Here is a 20756-nt window from a genome sequence, read left to right as displayed (position 1 = left end):
TTTAAACCTCCTCAACTTCATCAATAAATGTCAAATCACTTGGATAAATATATGATTGTCCTATAGCATGTAATAAAACATAAGATAATTTTTTATAAATATTCTTTTTATCTACTGCCATAGCTTGTTTTAAATCAGATGTTTTCAAATGCGAAACAGTTGGTAATTGATAAATCTTTAAAACATCACAGATTTGATCAGCAGTTCCTACTTTTGTCAGACCTTTTGCTTCAGCAATGCGTGTTAATTGTACCATTCCAATACTAATTGCCTCACCATGAGAATACTTTTCATAATGGTAGTATTGTTCAATAGCATGTCCTAAAGTATGACCAAAATTTAATGCTAATCGATCGTTAAAATCAAATAAATCTTTTTCCACAACATCTCTTTTTAAATCAACACAACGATAGATAATCTCATCAATATCCTGATACAATTCATCAAATGATGTATAACAAGCGAGTTGCTGAAATAAGTCTGCATCAAAGATACATCCATATTTAATCACTTCACCCATTCCATCACTAATAAATCTTTTCTCTAATGTTTTTAATGTCAATGGATCAATTAAAACAAGACTTGGATGTTTAAAAGCTCCAACTAAATTTTTACCTGCTGGCAAATCAACTGCAACTTTTCCCCCAACACTTGAATCAACTTGTGCTAATAGTGAAGTTGGGATTTGAACAAACTTCACTCCACGCAAGAATGTACTTGCGACAAAGCCTGCCAAATCTCCAATAACACCGCCACCTAAGGCAATAATTAAATCAGTACGTGTCAATTGAAATGAAAGCAATTCATTATAAAGTTCAGGCAAAATATCAAATCTTTTTGACTGTTCTCCATGAGGAACAACAATGTGCCCAACTTCATATTCTTTTTTTAACTGTGTTTCTATCTTTTCGCCATAATATGAAAACACTTGATTATCAGAAATAATCATAATCTTATTTCCTTGAAATATAGGTTTGATATAACCCAAAACCTCATCTAACAATCCTTGTTGTATATAAATAGGATAACTGTCTTTACCTAAATTCACTTTCATTTCCATAGTCTCACTCCTAAACTTCTTTACCTACTATTTTACCAATTTCTTTGATTTGTTCAATCAATTGTGTATACTTTTCTGGTTTTAATGATTGTGGTCCATCACACAAGGCTGTCTCTGGACTATTATGCACTTCTATCATTAATCCATCACATCCTGCTGCCACTGCTGCTTTTGCCATAGGTTCCACTAGCCACCATTTTCCTCCTGCATGTGATGGATCTATGATGATTGGTAAATGTGTTAACTTCTTAATCACTGGTATCGCTTGTAAATCCAATGTGTTTCTTGTATATGTCTCAAATGTTCTCACTCCTCTTTCACATAGGATGACATTTGGATTCCCACTTGCCATGATATATTCTGCACTCATGACCCATTCTTCAAATGTTGCACTTAACCCTCTTTTTAACAAGATTGGTTTTGTACATCTTCTTCCAACTTCTTTTAACAGGTCAAAGTTCTGCATGTTTCTTGCTCCTATTTGAACAAGATCTACTTTTGCATTGAATTCATCTATATACTCTGCACTCATTAATTCTGAAACAATCGGTAATCCTGTCACTTCTTTTGCTGCAACAAGGATATCCAAGCCTTCTGTTCCCATTCCCTGGAATGCATATGGTGATGTTCTTGGCTTGAATGCACCACCTCTTAGCATATTGGCTCCTGCTGCTTTTGCTGCCTTAGCAATCTCAATGACTTGTTCTTTTGATTCAACTGAACAAGGTCCAGCAATTAATGCCAAGTGGTCTCCTCCCACTTTGACACCACTCACATCAATAATAGAGTCATCTGGATGGAATGCTCGATTCGCTAACTTATAAGGTTCACTCACATGCATAACTCTTTCTACAACTGATGAAACTTCGATTTGTTTAGGATCCACTTTTGTTGTATCTCCAATAACACCACAAATTGTTACATCCTCCCCCACGACAATATGTGTTGTTAATCCTTTTGCTTCAACAACAGAAGCAACCTTTCTAACATCCTCTTCACTTGTTTTTGGTTTGAATACAATAATCATTTTCTTTTTCTCCTTTTCTTTTTATCCCCTACTGTATAAATAAAAAATCCCTCATCCATAAGGACGAGAGATACATCTTTCGTGTTACCACCTTAGTTTGCTTATCTATTACTAAATAAACCTTATCAAGTACGCCTAACCTTTAGGTTCATACTCTCATGCTATAACGGGCATTCCCGGACTAAGCCTACTTTGTTCAGCCGTCTACTCCAAGATGAATTCAATTACATTCCCTCACTCTTTTTCACCAACCAAGAGTTCTCTACGCAAGTTCAATAATCTACTCTTTCTTTTCACTGTATTTATATCAGTAGTTTTGTTGTTAGTATTTTATGCGATATCTCCTCATTTGTCAATGGCTTTTACCTAAAATATAAATATTTTATATATTTTTCCATATATTCGAAAAATGAATTATGATTTTCCATGATTTCAATCATAACATTGATAATAAATATGAGAAAGTATAGTTTTCTTAAATAATGGATTTTGTTTAAAGACTTCCATTTTCATTTGATAACAAACAAGTTCAAATAATCTATCATAACTTATTGATGGATAATCATTAATCATCCTTTGAACACATTCATCAATGGATTCAATCAGATGAATAGCATCTCTGATTTTTTCTTTTCCCATTTCCTGTTGATAAACAACATCCCATGCCGGACAATAATAATCTATAGATTGAATATTTAATAACGTATTTAAAGTTTTTAGGGTTTGATAAACATGAGTATAAATAGGAATATCTCCAACAACAGGAATAGCATCACCAGTAAATAAAATTTGATAATTGAATAAAAAAGAAAGGGACCCATGAGAATGACCAGGTGTCAATATAATCTTCATTGATAAATAGTCTTCCAACATTATTTCTGTTTCTCTTTCAATAGCCATATCAACATGAACTGAATTTTGTAAAAGATGATAAAAACGAGGAATTGGTCTATCTGCAAACTGTTTATCAACATTTTCAAACCACTCTTTTTCAAGATAACTTGCATATATAGGACAACCACTTCTCTTTTGTAATGCATAGGCACTTCCCATATGATCAGGATGAGCATGTGTCAAAAAGATACCATGAATATCTTCTATCTGATAACCCAATTGATGAAGATAATCTTCAATGAGCTTTTCTGAACCATGAATACCTGTATCTATTAAGTAACAATATTTTCCAGTTAAAATATAAACATAAACATATCTCTCTATTTCAGGTGTTACATAAAAATAAATCTTCAGCTGATAAACCCCATTACATATCTTCATCTTCCATCCCTCCAATAATCAGAGCATGACTTTCTACACTTTGTTCACGCTTAGAACTGATTTCTAAATATTCACTAGAATGGAAACATTTCTCTAGTGTTTCCTTGTTAGGAAAACGAATGAGAATCATTCTATCTGGTTTCCATGCACAACTTAATGAAATCAAATTCTCACTTCGTATCAGATATTTACCACCATAACTTTCAACAATAGGTTTAACATCATGTATATACTCATCATATAATACTCTTTTTTGTTGATCTGAACAAAAAACTTGAACCAAAAAATAACAACTCATTTTTCTCCTCCTTATACGCAAGTAAACACTTGCATTCTTATCAAAAAAGAAATGACACAAAAGTGTCATACCTTTTGAATTCCTTTAACAAAAACCTTAATACTATTTTGAATATATTCATCTGAACTCAGAGTTGTGAGACGCTCTCCAAAAGATCCTTTAAAAAATACAAATCCAAAATTTATAGATAGAAAACTAATCGCTAATGATTCAATGTCTTGTTGAATCACTTTATCTAATTTCTGCATTTCTTCAAAATATTGCATAAGAATATCTTTAAAAACCTGTGGTACCTTCATAATCCCTTCAACAGTATCTTGATATAATTCTGGACTTCTGAGTCCAATAGAAACTTTTACAAATTGAGGGGTAACTTTTTGCATATAAACTGATGAGAAATGCAGAAGATCCCTATAAAGATCCCCTGTTATTGGATAGAAATCATCTGATGAAAGATGAGGATGCCAATTTTCTTGCATAGCACTTAAAACAATCTCTTTTTTACTTCCAAACTTTCTAAATAATGTACTCTCATTAACATGTGCATATTCAGCAATTTCTTTTGTTGTCATTGAAGCATATCCTTTTTCCATCACAAGATGCATTGTTGCATCAATAATCTTTTGCCTCGTTTTATCCATACGCCCTCCTTTGCAAGTATTCACTTGCATATATTATGATACATTTGTGAGAATATGTCAAGATATAGAAAAGGTGCTGATCTATGAAATCAACACCTTTATTCCTATTTATAAGATTTTTGCAAGATATTTAAAACATCATTATCACTTACTTCAATAGGATCAGAGTCAAAGAGTCCTCCCATTGTTTCTCTTGCACTTTGTACAAATCGAGGTAAATCATCATAAGTCATACCATAGTCACTCATCTTGATACCGTCAACACCACAATGTGCCTGTAAATTAACAAGGGCATATACAAAATCTTGTGGTTTTTTTGCATCTTTATTTCCCAATGCTTTAGCCATATCAATTATACGTTGGTCACAGGCATGTTTCTCTATAAGCATTGTATAATATTCTTTACTAATGCTAATAAGAGCAGCACCATGTTCAAAGTTTGGAACATAGCCACTCATAGCATGAGCAATACTATGTTCAGAAATACATCCAGAAATAGATTCTACCATTCCTGCCAAGGTATTTGCTAAAGCAACATCTTCTCTTGCCTTTATGTTCTTCCCATCTTTAACAACAATTTCTAAACTTTTGCCAATCAATTCAATGGATTTAAGTGCATACATATCACTGATGGGATTATGAGCTTTATTAAGATATCCTTCACAACTATGAAACAGTGCATCAAAACCTTGATAAGCAGTTAATAGTGATGGCACAGTTAACATAAGTTCAGGGTCAACAATAGAAAGAAATGGGAATGTTTTATCATAACCTGAACCAATCTTTTCACCTGTCTCTTCTTTTGTTGTGACAGTCCATGGATCTGCCTCAGTACCTGTTCCTGCAGTTGTTGTAATAGCAACAATTGGCAGTGGGTCATGAACAACTTCTTTCCCTAGACCAGTTCCACCATGGACATAATCCCAATAGTCTCCATCATTTGTTGCCATAATAGCAATTGCTTTGGCTGCATCTATAGCACTTCCACCTCCTAATCCAATAATAAAATTGACATGCTCATCTTTAGCAAGTCGTCCACCTTCATTAACATGACTCTTGATTGGATTTGGCAGAATTTTATCAAAAAGAAGATATTCAATATTTTGTTTTTCTAACTGTTCAATGACTCGATCAAGATAACCATATTTTTTAACTGATTGTCCATGAGTTGTGACAATCATTGCCTTCTTGCCAGGTAATTCTTGGTCTCCTAACTGTTGAAGTGAGCCAGTCCCAAATAATATACGGGTTGGAATATAATATTTAAAATTCATCATGTAACCTCCTTTTTATATTTTTATCATTATATACTTTTGCCTTCTTTTTGACAATCAATATAATGTTAATTTTTGCTATAACTTTCCCTCCAAATATATATTCAACTTAATATTTTATTTAATCTTTTTTACTCATCATAAAATCCTCCCTATGGTATTTCATTCTACCATTGGAAGGATAATTTATACAAAATATTTTATAATCTCTTTTTTCTAAACTTCTTTACCTACTATTTTACCAATTTCTTTGATTTGTTCAATCAATTGTGTATACTTTTCTGGTTTTAATGATTGTGGTCCATCACACAAGGCTGTCTCTGGACTATTATGCACTTCTATCATTAATCCATCACATCCTGCTGCCACTGCTGCTTTTGCCATAGGTTCCACTAGCCACCATTTTCCTCCTGCATGTGATGGATCTATGATGATTGGTAAATGTGTTAACTTCTTAATCACTGGTATCGCTTGTAAATCCAATGTGTTTCTTGTATATGTCTCAAATGTTCTCACTCCTCTTTCACATAGGATGACATTTGGATTCCCACTTGCCATGATATATTCTGCACTCATGACCCATTCTTCAAATGTTGCACTTAACCCTCTTTTTAACAAGATTGGTTTTGTACATCTTCTTCCAACTTCTTTTAACAGGTCAAAGTTCTGCATGTTTCTTGCTCCTATTTGAACAAGATCTACTTTTGCATTGAATTCATCTATATACTCTGCACTCATTAATTCTGAAACAATCGGTAATCCTGTCACTTCTTTTGCTGCAACAAGGATATCCAAGCCTTCTGTTCCCATTCCCTGGAATGCATATGGTGATGTTCTTGGCTTGAATGCACCACCTCTTAGCATATTGGCTCCTGCTGCTTTTGCTGCCTTAGCAATCTCAATGACTTGTTCTTTTGATTCAACTGAACAAGGTCCAGCAATTAATGCCAAGTGGTCTCCTCCCACTTTGACACCACTCACATCAATAATAGAGTCATCTGGATGGAATGCTCGATTCGCTAACTTATAAGGTTCACTCACATGCATAACTCTTTCTACAGCTTCATCAACTTCAATTTGTTTTGAATCAACTTTTGTAACATCTCCAACAAGACCTACAATTGTTGTTTCTTCCCCTTGTGAAACATGGGCAGTTAACCCAAATTTCTCTACCTTATTCACAACTCTCTTTAAATCTTCATCACTTACTTTTTGTTTCAATACAATAATCATTTTCTTTCCTCCTCTTATATACAAAAAATCTCTCATCCACATAAGGACGAGAGAGATCATCGCGTTACCACCTTAATTTGTTACTATCTCACAATAGCAACCTCTTCGAGTACCAACATACTCTAACACGATAACGGGTGTATCCGAACCAGCCTACTTTATTCAACCGTCTACTCCAAGATGTATTCAATATTAACGCAATATTCTTTTTCACCAACCAAGAATTCTCTACAATTGTTTATAACATTTACTCTTTCTTTTCTTTGTATTTAATCATATTTTATAGAATTATATGCATAAAGTCAAGAAAATAGACCTTCAAATTTGAAGGTCTATTCATCTTTAACTTTAATAATCTCATTGTTCATTACAGATTGAAGATATTGTTTAGCCTGATCAATTGATGTCTGATCTGGAATAGTTATAAACATTCCTAACGGATTCACCTTAGTCACGTCACCAACAGTTGCTAAAGTTTTTGTTCTTTGAGATCCATCACCATCTAAATGATAAGATTGAACATCCCAAGAAGCCATATCATCAATTTGCATATTGATTAATGATTTTACTTCTTTTGCTTCCATATTTGTTTCAAAACTGTCAGATAAAGATTCAAAAACACCATCCATCTTTGTGATAATACTTGCTGAAGTACATTTCTTCAAAATGGCTTTTAACATGAGCATTTGATTTTTTCCACGAATGGTATCACCTTCAACAAATGCTTTTCTTTCTCTGACAAAAGACAGAGCTTGTTTGGCATTAAAATGATTCTCACCAGGTTTAATTGTATATTTACCTTTCTTTGTGACAAAAACACCATCATCTCTACCAATGACTTGATACTTAGGAACTTTGACATCAATTCCACCCAATGCATCAACAACATTCATAAATGATGTAAAGTTAAATTTAGCATAATAGTTAAACTTAATTCCCATAAAATTTTCTATTGTTTGAATTGTACATTGCATACCACCTTTGGCACTATGTGTTAACTTATCTTTACCACTCACACCATCCATACCAATAATATCAACAAAATAATCTCTAGGAATACTCGTTAATAAAACTTGCTTCGTTGTGGGATTGATAGTTGCAATCATATTCACATCTGATAAAGCAAATGTTCCAATTGGTCCTTCTTTATCAGTTCCACTAATAAGGATATGGAAAGGTTCTTTTGTCACTTTAGCACTGTTTGCAGATACACTAGGAATCTTTAATTCTATTTTTTTCACAGTTCTTATTTTTTCATTAAAACCTTTCTCTATATCATCTAAGGATTCTAAGTCTACTGCTTTAATAATAATTGCTTCAACACTTTTTTGATTTAATGAATTGATTAATTGCTCATACGAAGAAGCAGCAGTCACATCAATATCACCAATCTCATCTTCAATAGCTGCTTCTGTCTTATTAATATTCACAGCATCTATAGTATTAGCACCAAATGGTTTACCTTTTAAATCATTTAATGATTGATATGGGGAATCTTTAAGAACAGCAACATGCATTTCAATTGTCTGATCTCCTCCACCAGTAATAGCAGCTAAGAAATCAGAACCCTTCATTGCATACAAAGAACCAACAACTAATAAAACTGCTAAAATAACATTTACAAACTTTAATAAAGTCACTTTTATAGAATGTTGATTATGTTTATCTTTTTCACCACGATAAAGTAAAAAAGCGCCCAAAAAAATCATAACCACTAATGGTATATAGTATTTTAATGGTAGAACCTGTAATTCAAACATTACAAAACTAAAAAAGATAGCTGCGATTATTGTTAAGATAAATAGCAATCTTCTTGATATTATTTTTTTCATAACTAACCTCTTTTCTACACATTCGACAACACTATTATTATACACACTCATCTTATAAATACAAATATATTTTCAAGAAGACAAAGATTTTTGTATATTTAGTATTCATCAAACATGAGTATTATAAACTAAAGTTATGAATTTTGTGTGAAAAAATAGACATCCCTAAGAATGTCTATTTTGGTAAGAATACTAGGAAAACAACAAAACAAAGAACCAATATCCAAACAATTGGTTTGACTTCTTTTGCTTTACCTACACCAATCATTGCTAAAGCATATGTAATAAATCCAATAGCAATTCCATCAGAAATAGAATATGCCAAAATCATGAAAATAACTGTCATAAATCCACTGGCTGCAAAAACAAAGTTATCCCAGTCAATTCCTTTGAGTTGTTGTGCCATTAATATCCCTACAACTACCAATGCTGGTGCAGTCACTGCATTTGTAACGCAAGAGAGTAATGGTGAGAAAAACACTGATAAAAGAAACAGAATTCCAGTTGTGATAGCAGTTAAACCCGTTCTTCCTCCTACTTCAACACCAGAAGTAGATTCTACAAATGATGTCACAGTAGAAGTTCCCATTGTTGCTCCAAAAACTGTTCCAATTGAATCTGCTAACAATGCCTTATCAACATTTTCCAACTCACCATTTTCATCAATTAAATTAGCACGATTTGTAACTGCAACTAACGTTCCAGCTGTATCAAAGAAATCTACAAATAATAGTGAGAAAATCGCAACAATGCAACTTGGATGTGATAGTAATTCTTCCATTCCAGAAGCAAATGCTCCAATTAAACTAAAATCAAAGTCAACAGATACAACACCTGTTGGCAATTGTGGCATCCCCTTGATACCACACAACCCAGCCACAATACCAGCAACTGCAGTGATTAATAAACCATAGAAAACAGCAGCAGGAACTTTTTTAGCTAATAAAATAATTGTAACTAAGATACCAAAAACTGCTAATATAACCGCTGGATCTTTTAAATTTCCCAATGCAACAGCTGTTGCTTCACTTGGTATGATAATACCTGCATTCTTTAATCCAATAAATGCAATAAAGAAACCAATACCTGCACCAATTGCTAATTTTAACTGAGCAGGAATGGCATTAATAATCATCTTTCTTAGTCCAGTAATAGAAATAACTAAGAAAATAATACCTGATACAAAGACACAAGCCAATGCACCTTGATAGCTTAATCCCATACCAAAACAAATTGTGTATGTGAATAAAGCATTTACTCCCATTCCAGCAGATAATGCAACTGGATAGTTAGCAAGTAATCCCATAATGATTGTAGCAACAGCACTACTAATAGCAGTTGCTAAAAATACACCCTGTATACTCATACCTGTCTCACCTAACATTTGTGGGTTTACAGCTAGGATATACGCCATTGCTAAGAAAGTCGTTACACCCGCCAAAACTTCAGTTTTAACAGTTGTTCCTTTTTCTTTTAATTTAAAGATTTTTTCTAACATTTCAACCTTCCTCTCCTTATTCAAAAAACATTAAAATTGTACCCTTTTTTCACTTTTTTGACAAGAAAAATAGCAACATAACTCATATTTATTGATAATTATTATCATTCTTTTCCATAATTTTACTTAATATTCAATTCATTGACCTACCCTTTATTTATGTTTCATATTTATTGACCAACTTATAATATATCTAAAATCAGAAAAATTCCAGATAAGTCTGGAATTATTCATCATATTTTTTATATTCAACTTCTTTCTTATCAAAGTCAATAAAGATTTGATAAGCCTTATTTTTCTCATCTGTATCCCAAATTTCAACAAAAGATGGTTTCACTTCAACCAAAATTTCAGTATCTTCATGACTATAAGCATTATAACTTCCCCATAAATACTTTTGATAAAGTTTCTCAAATTTACGTTCAGGTTCTTCAGTTACTAAACCTTTTATAGTCGCAACACCCTCAACTTGAATACCACTAAAACATAAAGCAACACGTGGATTTTCATACAACTGTTTTGTTTTTCTAAAATTCTTATCAGTTTTAAAATAAATCGCATCGTCATAAATTAAACAACTTACATTTCTGACCATCACATGATTATCAACGCTTGATGCTAATGCCATAATTTTTGATGGTGCCAATTTTTCAAATAAAAATTCTACAGCTTCTTTAAATTCCATATCTCTTTTCCTCCTATATTAAGCCTTGAATAGCTAATACAACACAAATGATTGAAATTGTAATAAACAAACCAATAATAATGAGTCCTGAACTTTTTGCATGTTGTCCCTGTCCTTCCACCAAATGTGTCTTTCTAAGAATTGTTACAACACTCTTATATAGTAATAAAGTGATTCCAGCATTCAAACTGGCTTTTAGTATATTAAACAAAACAATTCCTGGTAACCACATAGAAACGACTGCCTCTCGTGGCATATTATAATAAATGGGTGTAATAATATAATTCCATATTGTCATACAAACTGTCATAACCACAATTCCACTCACTAGACCTATAATAGCACCTTTTTTACTTCGATTCTTCTTATAAATTGTTGATGCGACGCAGGCAAACGCACAAGTGGAAATAATATTCATCATGACATCAATAATTGTGCCTCCTTTAAAAACAATTTCAAGAACAGCACAAATAGAACTCATGAGAAATGCCGCAAAAGGTCCATAAATAAAACCACCAATAACAATCACTATATCCTTTGGATCATAGGTAAGCCAAGGTACTGCTGGAACAAGTGGGAAAAAAGCTAATAAACTCAAAATCATTGCTAAAGCTGATAAAATTCCCAATGTTGTCATTTCTTTTACATTCATGTTTTTCATAATCTGTCTCCTTCTTTCTCTAAAAAAAATAACCTATACAAAAAATGTCTAGGCGTGCACAGAAAATGTCTTTTCTCATCCGGACTTTACCGTCGGTTCTGGAATCACACCAGATCAACCACTTATTGTGGGTCATGGACTTTTACCATCGGTAGGGAATTACACCCTGCCACAAAGACTCTATTCAATTTTGAAAGATGGGTCAATGATTCACATCATCTGCATATATAATCATATACCTTTTTTCTTTATTTGTAAATTGATATAATAGAAGAAATAAAAAAAGAAGGGAGTAAATTCTGTTATGAAACAATATCATAATATACAACCAGTTTATAACAAAGATTCTTATCTTTTAATTTTAGGTTCTTTTCCATCAGTCAAGTCACGTGAGGGGCAATTCTTTTATCATCATCCTCAAAATCGTTTTTGGAAAATATTTGAACAGTTATTCGATCTAAAACTTCAAACAATTGAGGATAAGAAAGCATTTTTATTAAAACACCATATTGCTGTATGGGATGTTATTGCGAGTTGTGATATTGTTGGTTCAAGTGATAGTTCTATTGAAAATGTTCTGGTTAACGATATCAATTCTTTAATCGAAGAAACTTCTATTGAAACGATATATACGAATGGTAAAAAAGCACATCAGTTATACCAAAAATATATTTTTCCAGTCACACAAAAGGAAGATATTTGTTTACCATCAACATCTCCAGCCAATGCCACTTATTCGCTTGAAAAATTAATCGAATCATGGAGACTATTGTTGAACCATGATTTATCTTAAGTTCATAAAAGGATGTTAGTATGCCTAGGGAGGTTATATCATGAATTCAAAATTGAAAGAAAAGAAACCTTATTATTTGATTATTTCTAGAAAGATAATCTTTTGGTTAGTTGTCTTGATGCTAGGAATTGCAATATTTTTATTATTTACACGTCAGGATGCCAATAAAGGTCGTTTAATTTTTACAATGGTTCAGTTATTGGGAATGTTATTGGTTTTAAGAATACCTCAATTTATTAAAGATAAATATCATTTTCAAATACCAAATCTTCTTGACTTTATCTTAATTTCTTTTGCTTTTAGTGGTTTTATTTTAGGTGATGTTTTTAACTTCTATGGAAAAATACCTTACTGGGATTCTATCCTTCATGCCTTTTCAGGAGTAGTTATTGCATATGTTGGATTTATTGTTATTGAATATCTAGATAAAGAATATACAATACCGCTCTCTATATCTCCTTTATTTATGAGTTTAACTGTTGTTAGTGTTGCACTAGCAATTGGAGCTGTTTGGGAAATTGGAGAATATACTGTTGATGACATTTTTCATACAAATAACCAACAATATATGAAATCTACACGATCAACACTTTATGATAAAGATGATGTTCCTCTCGTTGGGCATGAGGCTCTTGCTGACACAATGAAAGATTTAATGCTAGATTTGGGTGGTGCAGTTGTAGTTGCAACAATTGAATATAAAAAAATTGAAAGAAAACAGAAGAAAGCAAAAGAAAAAGGCACAGTTTAAATAACTGTGTCTTCATCATTTCTAGGCATTGGTCTTGGCGGTCTTGGCCCTGGTCCCGGTGGGAATGGTGGCCTTGGTCCTGGTCCCGGTGGAAACGGTGGCCTTGGTCCTGGTCCCGGTGGAAACGGTGGCCTTGGTCCTGGTCCTGGTGGGAATGGTGGCCTTGGTCCTGGTCCCGGTGGAAACGGTGGCCTTGGCGGAAATGGTGGAAATAACCACCACCAAAACCAATATGGCACAACGAACCCTTGTCTTGTCATATTAGGGTCATAATCATAATACTCATCTTCACGGTATGGTTCCATGATGTTCACCTCAAAATAACATATGCAAATAAAAAGAGACTGTCTAGGCAGTCTCAATAATTTCTAGAATATCTTCCAGATTCTTTTTTCCAAAAACAACTCTCTGTCCATCAATAACCATACATGGCACACTCATAATATTATATTGTTCTTTATAGTGAGGATGATGGGCTAAATCGTAAATATCTGTTTGAACTTGATGATTCTCTAAAGCTATTCGCTGTGAGGCTTGTACAACGTCAGGACACATTGTACAAGAAAGAGAAATAAAGACTTGAAAATGATGTGATTGAAGATCATGTATTTTTTTAAGAATATCATTTTCCAAAACTTGCCCTTCACTTCCAGCATTATATACAGCTAAAACAAAAGAATTGAATTCATGGCCACCTGGAACACAATGATAGTTGACCCCAAGTGGATTTTTTTGATGATTATAAAGCATAATATGTGGAGATTCATCAGCATTATCATTCCACTCACCATGAATACGTTCATGAAGAGAAGAGAATTCTTCTATAAAGCTTTTTAACTCTTGAGAGAATGAATCAGATGATCCAACACCAACAAGATAAATATCTTTTGTTAATTTATTAAATATTGGCTGTAATTGTGTACGGATATCTTCATTAATAAAGTGCTGATTATGAGTTTCAATATGTTCTATTTTTTCTTGTTTTTGAACCTCTTTTGTAACAATATGATGCTGCGATTTGACTTGAGGGATATATTTTTCTAATGATGTTGCAGCAATCGCACCATCACTCACAGCAGTTACAACTTGTCTTAATTCTTTTTCGCAGATATCACCAGCACCATAAACACCATCAAGATTTGTCTTTTGATATTTATCAGTTATCAAATATCCACCATCATTTAATGCTAATTGATTTTTAAATAAGTCGTTTGCAGGAACATATCCAGCAAAAACGAAGATTCCAAAACGTTGATTATTTTTTGCATCATAACGCCAAGTTGTCTGCTCTTTATTATCTCTAAAAACAGCATATTCCAAAACACCTTGACCACCTGCTTCAATAATCTCAGTTTCAAAGATAATTTTAATTTTTGGATGTGATCTAACTTCATCTGCAATCGTCTTTGCACATGTAAAATCTTCTTCACGGACAATCATTGTCACTTCTGTTGCATATTGTGTTAAGAAAATAGCCTCTTCACATGCAGCAAAGCCACCACCTATCACAAATAACTCACAACCTTCAAAGAATTCACCATCACATGTTGCACAATAGGCAATACCTCGTCCTTGAAATTCTTTTTCACCTTTGAATCCAAGTTTTCTTGGATTTGCCCCTGTTGCCAAAACAACTCCAATTGCCTGAAAGTTACCCTGGTCAGTCATAATTGTTTTGATATTTCCATCCATATTCAAACTTTTGACATGCGCAATTTTAAACTCAGCTCCAAATTTCTGCGCTTGTTTACGCATTGTTTCTGTCAAGGAACTTCCTGATGCTTCTAAAACTCCTGGATAATTGACCACTTCAGATGTGATTGTAATCTGACCACCAATTTTTTCTTGTTCTATAACAAGAACACTATATTTTGCTCTTGCAAGATAAATTGCTGAAGAAAGTCCCGCAGGACCCCCTCCAACAATAATAGCATCATAAACTTGATTCATTAAAGAACTCCAACTAAATCTAATGATGGTTTCAATGTTTCTTCTCCAGGTTTCCATTTTGCTGGACAAACTTCATCTCCATGCTCATGAACAAACTGTGAAGCTTGAACACGTCTTAATAACTCATCTGCATTACGTCCAACATTTCCTGCAATCACTTCATAAGCAACAATTTTACCTTCAGGATTAACAATAAATGTTCCTCTTTCAGCCAATCCATCAGCTTCAATATACACTTCAAAATCTTTTGCTAAAGTTGCAGTTGGATCTGCTAACATAGTATATTGAATTTTTTGAATTGTTTTTGATGTATCATGCCAAGCTTTGTGTACAAAGTGAGTATCACATGATACTGAATAAATTTCACAGTCAATGTTTTTGAACTCTTCATATTTGTTTGCTAAATCCTCTAATTCAGTAGGACATACAAATGTAAAGTCTGCAGGATAAAAGAAGAATACACTCCATTTTCCTAAAACATCTTCTTTACTTACTTCTTTAAATTCACCATTTACAAATGATTGAACTTTAAACTCATTGATTTCTTTTCCGATTAATGACATATAATTTCTACCTCCGTTTATATTTTTTACATATTCAGCATTTTTATTCATAATAAATAAAACGCACAGTTAGCATTAACTAACTGTGCATATATTATCATGCATTTTATTTAAAATCAAATCATATGCTTTTCTTTTATTTACTTCTTTTCTAAAGTAAATCCTTTCCCACCAACTTCATCAACATGAGATACAATCATAAAAGCTAAAGGATCAATTTGATTCACCTTTTCTTTGATATCTGGTAATTTTCGATATGGTAATATTGATAAAACAAGTTTAGAATTTTCTTCAGTATAACCTTTTTCACTCGCTAATAAAGTCACACCAGCATCATGATCATGTAAAATCATATCTTTAATATCTTCATAATAATCACTTATAACAACAAGTTGCATTAAACTTGTTCCAGCAGTTAATGTTTTATTTAACATAATGGTTGTCATCATAACTGTCACAATACCATAAATAACATGTGTTGTATCATTGAATGAGAATTGAAATAACAAAATTGTTAAGTCTGTGATATTTAAAACAATATGCACAGGTGCACCAAATTTTCTATGAAGAAGAATGGCTAAAATATCTACTCCACCTGTTGAAGCATTTGCTTTTAAGACCAAGCCTACACCAATTCCGATTAAACATCCTGCGATAATAGAAGCTAGTAATGGATCATTTAAATAATGATGAAAAACTGGTTGACTCTCAAAAAATTCTAATAGGAATGGAAACAAAAATGTAGAAACAAGTGTTGTCATTGCAAATACTTTTCCTAAAAATAAGAAACCTAATACAAATAGGCAAACATTAAGAATTCCCACACTAAGAGAAATACTCAAACCAAAATAATGATTAAAAATAATACCTATCCCTGAAACACCACCAGCAATAATATTATTCTCTAATAACAATGTACTCAATGCGAAAGCAATCAAAATATTTCCCACAACAATATAAACAATATGTAATAATTTTTGTTTCATACGCCTCACCTCGTGCAAGACTTTATCATATCTCCTTTTATTAGATTGTAACCTATGTTACAATTAAATAAGAAAGTGGTGATTTTATGAAAATTAAAGAAGAATTATTTCATTATTTTGAAAAAGCTGGTACAAAAATAAAATATTCACCTCAGGAAATCATATATATGCAAGAAGATGATGCGAAGAATCTCTATTTAATTACTAAAGGAAGAGTCCGAATATATGTCATGAATCCTACTGGTGAAGAAGTTACTTTAGAGATCATAGATAAAGGAAGAATCTTTGGAGAGTCATCTTTTTTACAAAATTCATTGCGCCCAACAACTGCTGATGCTATTACAAATGTTGAACTCATTTCTTGTCATCTAGATGATTTATATCCTTATCTTAATGAATCTAAAGAATTAACCATTTCTCTTTTACAATTGATGTCGCAAACTTGTGATCATCTCTCTCTTCTCATAAAAAAAGCCTATACATATGATCGATATGAAAAAGTGGCATCTTTCCTGCTTGAACAAACTGTGCATGATAATCCAAATAAAGATATTATAAATAACACTCTCCCTTATACCCATGAAGAAATCGCTTCACTTGTTGGATTATCTCGTGTAACTGTAACAAAAGTTCTTAATGAATTTGTAAAAAAGAAATATATTATAATTAATTACAAAAAAATACATGTTATTAATAAAAAAGCATTATCTCAACTTCTTCAAAAGAGATGATGCTTATTTCTTCAATAAACTTAATATATAATCTTTAATATCTTCAGCAGTTTTAAATGAATTCGATTCTTTAAATAAATATTGATACAATTCATGCCATTGCTTGACTGAATATTCATTAGCCTCAATCTTTTCAATAGCAGTTATGATATCAAATACATCATTTCGCTCAATCATAGAACGTAAATCAGAAATATACTGGCATTTGGGTATTTTAAGTACTATATCTTCGAAAATATCTTTTGTAACCATCATAAATGATTTGCCTCCCTTACATAGCAGTTCGAAAATGTAGACAATTACGAACTATCATTTTGGATATGATTTCACCTCTTATACACTGATATTTTACACTTTTTTCCATATAAACACAAGTTTTTTAATGTCTACATTGATGTATTCAATTGTCTAATTTTACGAACTATTTTTCTTATAAAAGATAAAATAAAGAAATCATCATCATGATGATCTCTTTTAATGATTCTCTAAACATAAATTAATATAATCCTTGACTGGAACTGGCTTAGAAAAATAATATCCTTGTGCATATTGAGCATGTATCTTTTGCAAGAATGCAACTTGCTCCTTTGTCTCTACACCTTCAACAATAAGAGAGAGGTCTAAAGTATAAGACAGATCAACAATAGCTTCAATTATTGCATAACTACGCTTCATATCATCTTTTAAACTAAGAAAGCCCATATCTAATTTGATAATATCCACAGGTGCATCTTTAAGCATGCTAAGTGATGAATAGCCACTTCCAAAATCATCCATTAAAATAACAAATCCTAATTGTTGCAATTCTTCTATAACAGAATAAATAACTTCTGTATCTTTAGAGTAAACAGATTCTGTAATTTCTAAATGAAGATCTTGTGGTTGTAGTTCATATTTATGAACAAGATCAAGTAATAAAAGCGGGAGATGATTTCGATAAAAATTTAATCTTGAAATATTAATAGATATTGGTAATAAACAATGCATGTTTTTTAATTCTCTTAATAACTGGCATGTTTTCTCCCAAACAAAATCATCTAATTGTGTAATTAAGCCATTTTTTTCTAAAACTGGAATAAATACTGAAGGACTAATCAGTCCATGCTTTGGATGTAGCCATCTTACCAAAGCTTCTCCACCTATAATCATATTATTTTCAATATCATATTTAGGCTGAACATAAATAAGAATATCTTCTTGAAGAATAGCAGTTTGTATTTCATCCATAATCATTTGTTCCTGCAAGATGATTTGACGCTGTTCTTCATTATAAACTTCTGCTTGATTAATATATCTGTTTTTAATACTTTTTGCAGCCATAGCAGCTCTATCTGCCATAATATGTACAGATAAACTTTTATCTTCAATAAAATATATTCCAAATCGTAAAGCACTGTTAAAATCTAAAGGATAGTCTTTTAAGATATCTATTTTTTTATTCTTTTTGTATTCAGATTGTGTAGTTAATATTAAAAAGTGATCAGTTGTTAATCGACATACCAACGTGTGAGAATGATTATTCATGTAATCTTTTAAATACTTTCCTATATAAGCTAATAATCTATCACCCTCTTCAATTCCATATAAATCATTAATAACTTGAAAACGATTAATATTCATATATATTAAACAGAAATCTTCTTCATTTTGATTTAGAATTTCTCTTGCCTTCTCATAAAATGTTGACTGATTATATATCCCAGTTAAACGATCGAGTTCCGCTTTTTCTCTTAAAATTTCTGTTTCACGTTTTTGCATAAAAAGTTCAGTACGTTTTTTGATAGACTGCCCTATAATAACAAGAATAATAATAATTACTAAAGCAACGAAAGTTATTGAGGTTCTATTTTGGTAAATAGTATCAAGTAATGAATATTCATATTTTAAACCAACTGTATATGTTTGAACAATTCTTTCAATCTCTTTATTAGACAAACTATCTATCGTTTTATCAATAATATTCATCAAGACTGGATTATTATCTAATTGACCAACAAAACATAATTGAATAGGCTCCAATAAAATATTATAAATATCTAAAGTATCTTCAAAACCCAGTTTTTGGATATAATATTTGACTGAATAAGCATCTCCAATAGTCATATTTGCTTGCCCTGAATATACTGCTTTCAAACAAGCATTCATATTTTCACAATAAAGGACTTTTGCATCCGGGTATTTTGAATAAACCTGTGATTCATAGCCAGTATGATTCTTTGTTAATGCAATTGTATATTGATTATCAAATACTTCATTTTTTCTCGCAATCATAACTTGATTCACATCTAAAAAAGATTTGGATATATGGTACTGAGACTTCATATGAAAAGAATACTCATCCTTTGTCACACCCATAAATAAAGCATCTTTATTTTGCAATTGTTCTATAAAGGTTGCTTTATTTTTTTCTTTTTCTAAATAATAATTTGGTTTAAAAGATAATCCAGATTTTTCTGACATTTTTTCTAAAAGTTCAATAAAAATTCCCTTACGCTGTTGATCATCATCATAAGAAAATGGATAGAGTTCATCTTCAATACCAACTGGAATAGACTGCACATTCTTAATATACTCCACTTCATTTCTTGTGAAAAGAGGTTGTGTTGAATACGCACTTGTACTGTAAAATTCTTCATATAGATATGCATTAAAATAAGGATTGCGATTATAAATTTGACTCAATGCATCATTTAAAGGCTCCATAATATCCTGACGATTTTTAGCAGTTATAAAATAATAAGGTTCAGCATTAAACTTATCAATAACTTTCACATTTTCATGTAGAGCCAAACCTCCAACAACAACCATATCAACATCCTTATTATATAAAGCATTTAAGACATCTGTCTCTGTTGTATAATATTGGGATTTATATTCGATACTATGCTCTTTTGCATATTTCTCCCAAACACCATTTTGATAACTGCTACTTAAAAAACCAATCTTGCAGTGATTCATAGCTTCATAATCCTGATAATAAATATTCTCATCTTCACGTGTATATACAATAGTATACTCATCACCAATAGAATACTGTGAATAATCATAATATTGTGTTCTTTCATCAGTATATTGAGCTGTGCATAATAAATCAATTTCACCAGTTTTTAGTTTTTCTAAACAATTATCCCATGAATCTAAAACAAATTCATAATCCCAATTGGTATATTGAGAAACTTCTTCCAAATATTTAGCACCATAACCAACATATTGTCCAGATGATGATTTTTCTAAAAAGCCTGGATAATCAATATATCCAACTTTAATTGTATGATTTGCAGAGGTCGGCTGTAATAAAGAAAAAAGACTTATGCCAAAAGTTATGATTATAATAAAAACAAATAATTTATTCATCCCCCGTTGCTTCATAAGTCCCCTCCATTATTCATATTCGTTACCATTATATCATTTTTTTCGACACTCTCAACAGAAACATCAGAAAAGAAAGACAACTATATTAAAGTCAAGTAGTAAATTGTGAAAAAGTATGAAATATAA

Annotated in this window: 20 protein-coding genes, 1 riboswitch and 2 other annotated features; of the genes, 3 read left to right on the top strand and 17 right to left on the bottom strand. The window is 31.9% G+C overall.

Features of this window, described 5'->3' with window-relative positions; genetic code table 11:
• Position 1 precedes the first annotated feature (1 nt).
• The 11 genes from aroB to AC5M21_RS10525 form a co-directional block, all read right to left on the bottom strand.
• Positions 2 to 1060 (bottom strand): 3-dehydroquinate synthase, encoded by a 1059-nt coding sequence (aroB, locus tag AC5M21_RS10575; RefSeq protein WP_008788221.1) that lies wholly within the window; start codon positions 1058 to 1060, stop codon positions 2 to 4.
• 10 nt (positions 1061 to 1070) lie between these two features.
• Positions 1071 to 2087, bottom strand: coding sequence for a 3-deoxy-7-phosphoheptulonate synthase (aroF, locus tag AC5M21_RS10570; protein WP_017144146.1), 1017 nt, complete (start codon positions 2085 to 2087; stop codon positions 1071 to 1073).
• Between the two features lie 56 nt (positions 2088 to 2143).
• Positions 2144 to 2393: a binding site (T-box leader), on the bottom strand.
• A 126-nt stretch (positions 2394 to 2519) separates the two neighbouring features.
• Positions 2520 to 3362: an MBL fold metallo-hydrolase gene (locus AC5M21_RS10565; protein ID WP_008788218.1), complete on the bottom strand. Its 843-nt coding sequence runs from the start codon at positions 3360 to 3362 to the stop codon at positions 2520 to 2522.
• Positions 3349 to 3660 carry a DUF1330 domain-containing protein gene (locus AC5M21_RS10560; RefSeq protein ID WP_008788217.1) on the bottom strand — a complete coding sequence of 104 codons (312 nt, stop codon included), beginning with the start codon at positions 3658 to 3660 and terminating at the stop codon, positions 3349 to 3351. Before AC5M21_RS10560 ends, AC5M21_RS10565 begins: the two co-directional genes overlap by 14 nt.
• Before the next feature lie 65 nt (positions 3661 to 3725).
• Entirely contained in the window at positions 3726 to 4301 is a 576-nt protein-coding gene (locus AC5M21_RS10555; protein ID WP_008788216.1) for a TetR/AcrR family transcriptional regulator, read from the bottom strand.
• A 104-nt stretch (positions 4302 to 4405) separates the two neighbouring features.
• On the bottom strand, positions 4406 to 5575 hold the full coding sequence (locus AC5M21_RS10550; RefSeq protein ID WP_017144145.1) for an iron-containing alcohol dehydrogenase: 1170 nt from the start codon (positions 5573 to 5575) through the stop codon (positions 4406 to 4408).
• 216 nt (positions 5576 to 5791) lie between these two features.
• Positions 5792 to 6808: a 3-deoxy-7-phosphoheptulonate synthase gene (gene aroF / locus AC5M21_RS10545; RefSeq protein ID WP_017144144.1), complete on the bottom strand. Its 1017-nt coding sequence runs from the start codon at positions 6806 to 6808 to the stop codon at positions 5792 to 5794.
• Between the two features lie 39 nt (positions 6809 to 6847).
• Positions 6848 to 7081: a binding site (T-box leader), on the bottom strand.
• Positions 7082 to 7140: 59 nt separating this feature from the next.
• Entirely contained in the window at positions 7141 to 8640 is a 1500-nt protein-coding gene (locus tag AC5M21_RS10540; protein WP_008788212.1) for an LCP family protein, read from the bottom strand.
• 175 nt (positions 8641 to 8815) lie between these two features.
• Positions 8816 to 10138 carry an NCS2 family permease gene (locus AC5M21_RS10535; protein WP_008788211.1) on the bottom strand — a complete coding sequence of 441 codons (1323 nt, stop codon included), beginning with the start codon at positions 10136 to 10138 and terminating at the stop codon, positions 8816 to 8818.
• Between the two features lie 226 nt (positions 10139 to 10364).
• Complete coding sequence (locus tag AC5M21_RS10530) at positions 10365 to 10823, bottom strand: pyridoxamine 5'-phosphate oxidase family protein (protein ID WP_008788210.1); 459 nt, start codon at positions 10821 to 10823, stop codon at positions 10365 to 10367.
• A gap of 13 nt (positions 10824 to 10836) precedes the next feature.
• Complete coding sequence (locus tag AC5M21_RS10525; RefSeq protein WP_008788209.1) at positions 10837 to 11484, bottom strand: ECF transporter S component; 648 nt, start codon at positions 11482 to 11484, stop codon at positions 10837 to 10839.
• Between the two features lie 63 nt (positions 11485 to 11547).
• Positions 11548 to 11667, bottom strand: a riboswitch (FMN riboswitch).
• A gap of 121 nt (positions 11668 to 11788) precedes the next feature.
• Between AC5M21_RS10525 and AC5M21_RS10520 the strand changes: the two genes are divergently transcribed.
• Both AC5M21_RS10520 and AC5M21_RS10515 read left to right on the top strand, forming a co-directional pair.
• Positions 11789 to 12277, top strand: a complete 489-nt coding sequence (locus AC5M21_RS10520; protein WP_008788208.1) for a DNA-deoxyinosine glycosylase — start codon at positions 11789 to 11791, stop codon at positions 12275 to 12277.
• Positions 12278 to 12317: 40 nt separating this feature from the next.
• Positions 12318 to 13028, top strand: a complete 711-nt coding sequence (locus AC5M21_RS10515; protein ID WP_008788207.1) for a DUF2238 domain-containing protein — start codon at positions 12318 to 12320, stop codon at positions 13026 to 13028.
• On the opposite strand, the gene AC5M21_RS10510 is transcribed toward AC5M21_RS10515, so the two are convergent.
• The 4 genes from AC5M21_RS10510 to AC5M21_RS10495 all read right to left on the bottom strand — a co-directional run bounded on the left by AC5M21_RS10510 (position 13025) and on the right by AC5M21_RS10495 (position 16527).
• The gene (locus AC5M21_RS10510) at positions 13025 to 13333 is read right to left on the bottom strand and encodes a hypothetical protein (protein ID WP_008788206.1); all 309 of its coding nucleotides are present in this window, start codon (positions 13331 to 13333) and stop codon (positions 13025 to 13027) included. The two genes, AC5M21_RS10515 and AC5M21_RS10510, sit on opposite strands and share 4 nt — an antisense overlap.
• Before the next feature lie 43 nt (positions 13334 to 13376).
• On the bottom strand, positions 13377 to 14978 hold the full coding sequence (locus tag AC5M21_RS10505; RefSeq protein WP_017144143.1) for an FAD-dependent oxidoreductase: 1602 nt from the start codon (positions 14976 to 14978) through the stop codon (positions 13377 to 13379).
• A complete protein-coding gene (gene ahpC / locus AC5M21_RS10500; protein ID WP_008788204.1) occupies positions 14978 to 15541 on the bottom strand; it encodes an alkyl hydroperoxide reductase subunit C in 564 nt (187 codons plus the stop codon). Before ahpC ends, AC5M21_RS10505 begins: the two co-directional genes overlap by 1 nt.
• Positions 15542 to 15681: 140 nt before the next feature.
• Positions 15682 to 16527 carry a YitT family protein gene (locus tag AC5M21_RS10495; RefSeq protein ID WP_017144142.1) on the bottom strand — a complete coding sequence of 282 codons (846 nt, stop codon included), beginning with the start codon at positions 16525 to 16527 and terminating at the stop codon, positions 15682 to 15684.
• An 86-nt stretch (positions 16528 to 16613) separates the two neighbouring features.
• Between AC5M21_RS10495 and AC5M21_RS10490 the strand changes: the two genes are divergently transcribed.
• Positions 16614 to 17258: a Crp/Fnr family transcriptional regulator gene (locus tag AC5M21_RS10490; RefSeq protein ID WP_008788202.1), complete on the top strand. Its 645-nt coding sequence runs from the start codon at positions 16614 to 16616 to the stop codon at positions 17256 to 17258.
• Positions 17259 to 17261: 3 nt separating this feature from the next.
• On the opposite strand, the gene AC5M21_RS10485 is transcribed toward AC5M21_RS10490, so the two are convergent.
• Together AC5M21_RS10485 and AC5M21_RS10480 are read right to left on the bottom strand one after the other, a co-directional pair.
• Positions 17262 to 17513, bottom strand: a complete 252-nt coding sequence (locus tag AC5M21_RS10485; RefSeq protein ID WP_008788201.1) for a hypothetical protein — start codon at positions 17511 to 17513, stop codon at positions 17262 to 17264.
• Positions 17514 to 17732: 219 nt separating this feature from the next.
• Positions 17733 to 20627 carry an EAL domain-containing protein gene (locus AC5M21_RS10480; protein ID WP_017144141.1) on the bottom strand — a complete coding sequence of 965 codons (2895 nt, stop codon included), beginning with the start codon at positions 20625 to 20627 and terminating at the stop codon, positions 17733 to 17735.
• Between the last annotated feature and the right edge of the window lie 129 nt (positions 20628 to 20756).

The sequence above is a fragment of the Coprobacillus sp. genome (genome assembly GCF_984815275.1).
This window is presented reverse-complemented; position numbering and strand designations above follow the sequence as displayed.

Bases quoted from the DNA above. Each gene is read 5' to 3' on its own strand.
- AC5M21_RS10515 (WP_008788207.1), top strand. From the start codon at position 12,318: ATGAATTCAAAATTGAAAGAAAAGAAACCTTATTATTTGATTATTTCT.
- AC5M21_RS10535 (WP_008788211.1), bottom strand. From the start codon at position 10,138: ATGTTAGAAAAAATCTTTAAATTAAAAGAAAAAGGAACAACTGTTAAA.
- AC5M21_RS10495 (WP_017144142.1), bottom strand. From the start codon at position 16,527: ATGAAACAAAAATTATTACATATTGTTTATATTGTTGTGGGAAATATT.
- AC5M21_RS10565 (WP_008788218.1), bottom strand. From the start codon at position 3,362: ATGAAGATATGTAATGGGGTTTATCAGCTGAAGATTTATTTTTATGTA.
- ahpC (WP_008788204.1), bottom strand. From the start codon at position 15,541: ATGTCATTAATCGGAAAAGAAATCAATGAGTTTAAAGTTCAATCATTT.
- AC5M21_RS10520 (WP_008788208.1), top strand. From the start codon at position 11,789: ATGAAACAATATCATAATATACAACCAGTTTATAACAAAGATTCTTAT.
- AC5M21_RS10530 (WP_008788210.1), bottom strand. From the start codon at position 10,823: ATGGAATTTAAAGAAGCTGTAGAATTTTTATTTGAAAAATTGGCACCA.
- AC5M21_RS10490 (WP_008788202.1), top strand. From the start codon at position 16,614: ATGAAAATTAAAGAAGAATTATTTCATTATTTTGAAAAAGCTGGTACA.
- aroB (WP_008788221.1), bottom strand. From the start codon at position 1,060: ATGGAAATGAAAGTGAATTTAGGTAAAGACAGTTATCCTATTTATATA.
- AC5M21_RS10560 (WP_008788217.1), bottom strand. From the start codon at position 3,660: ATGAGTTGTTATTTTTTGGTTCAAGTTTTTTGTTCAGATCAACAAAAA.
- AC5M21_RS10550 (WP_017144145.1), bottom strand. From the start codon at position 5,575: ATGAATTTTAAATATTATATTCCAACCCGTATATTATTTGGGACTGGC.
- AC5M21_RS10485 (WP_008788201.1), bottom strand. From the start codon at position 17,513: ATGATGGTTACAAAAGATATTTTCGAAGATATAGTACTTAAAATACCC.
- AC5M21_RS10510 (WP_008788206.1), bottom strand. From the start codon at position 13,333: ATGGAACCATACCGTGAAGATGAGTATTATGATTATGACCCTAATATG.
- AC5M21_RS10540 (WP_008788212.1), bottom strand. From the start codon at position 8,640: ATGAAAAAAATAATATCAAGAAGATTGCTATTTATCTTAACAATAATC.
- aroF (WP_017144146.1), bottom strand. From the start codon at position 2,087: ATGATTATTGTATTCAAACCAAAAACAAGTGAAGAGGATGTTAGAAAG.
- AC5M21_RS10525 (WP_008788209.1), bottom strand. From the start codon at position 11,484: ATGAAAAACATGAATGTAAAAGAAATGACAACATTGGGAATTTTATCA.
- AC5M21_RS10555 (WP_008788216.1), bottom strand. From the start codon at position 4,301: ATGGATAAAACGAGGCAAAAGATTATTGATGCAACAATGCATCTTGTG.
- AC5M21_RS10480 (WP_017144141.1), bottom strand. From the start codon at position 20,627: ATGAAGCAACGGGGGATGAATAAATTATTTGTTTTTATTATAATCATA.
- AC5M21_RS10505 (WP_017144143.1), bottom strand. From the start codon at position 14,978: ATGAATCAAGTTTATGATGCTATTATTGTTGGAGGGGGTCCTGCGGGA.
- aroF (WP_017144144.1), bottom strand. From the start codon at position 6,808: ATGATTATTGTATTGAAACAAAAAGTAAGTGATGAAGATTTAAAGAGA.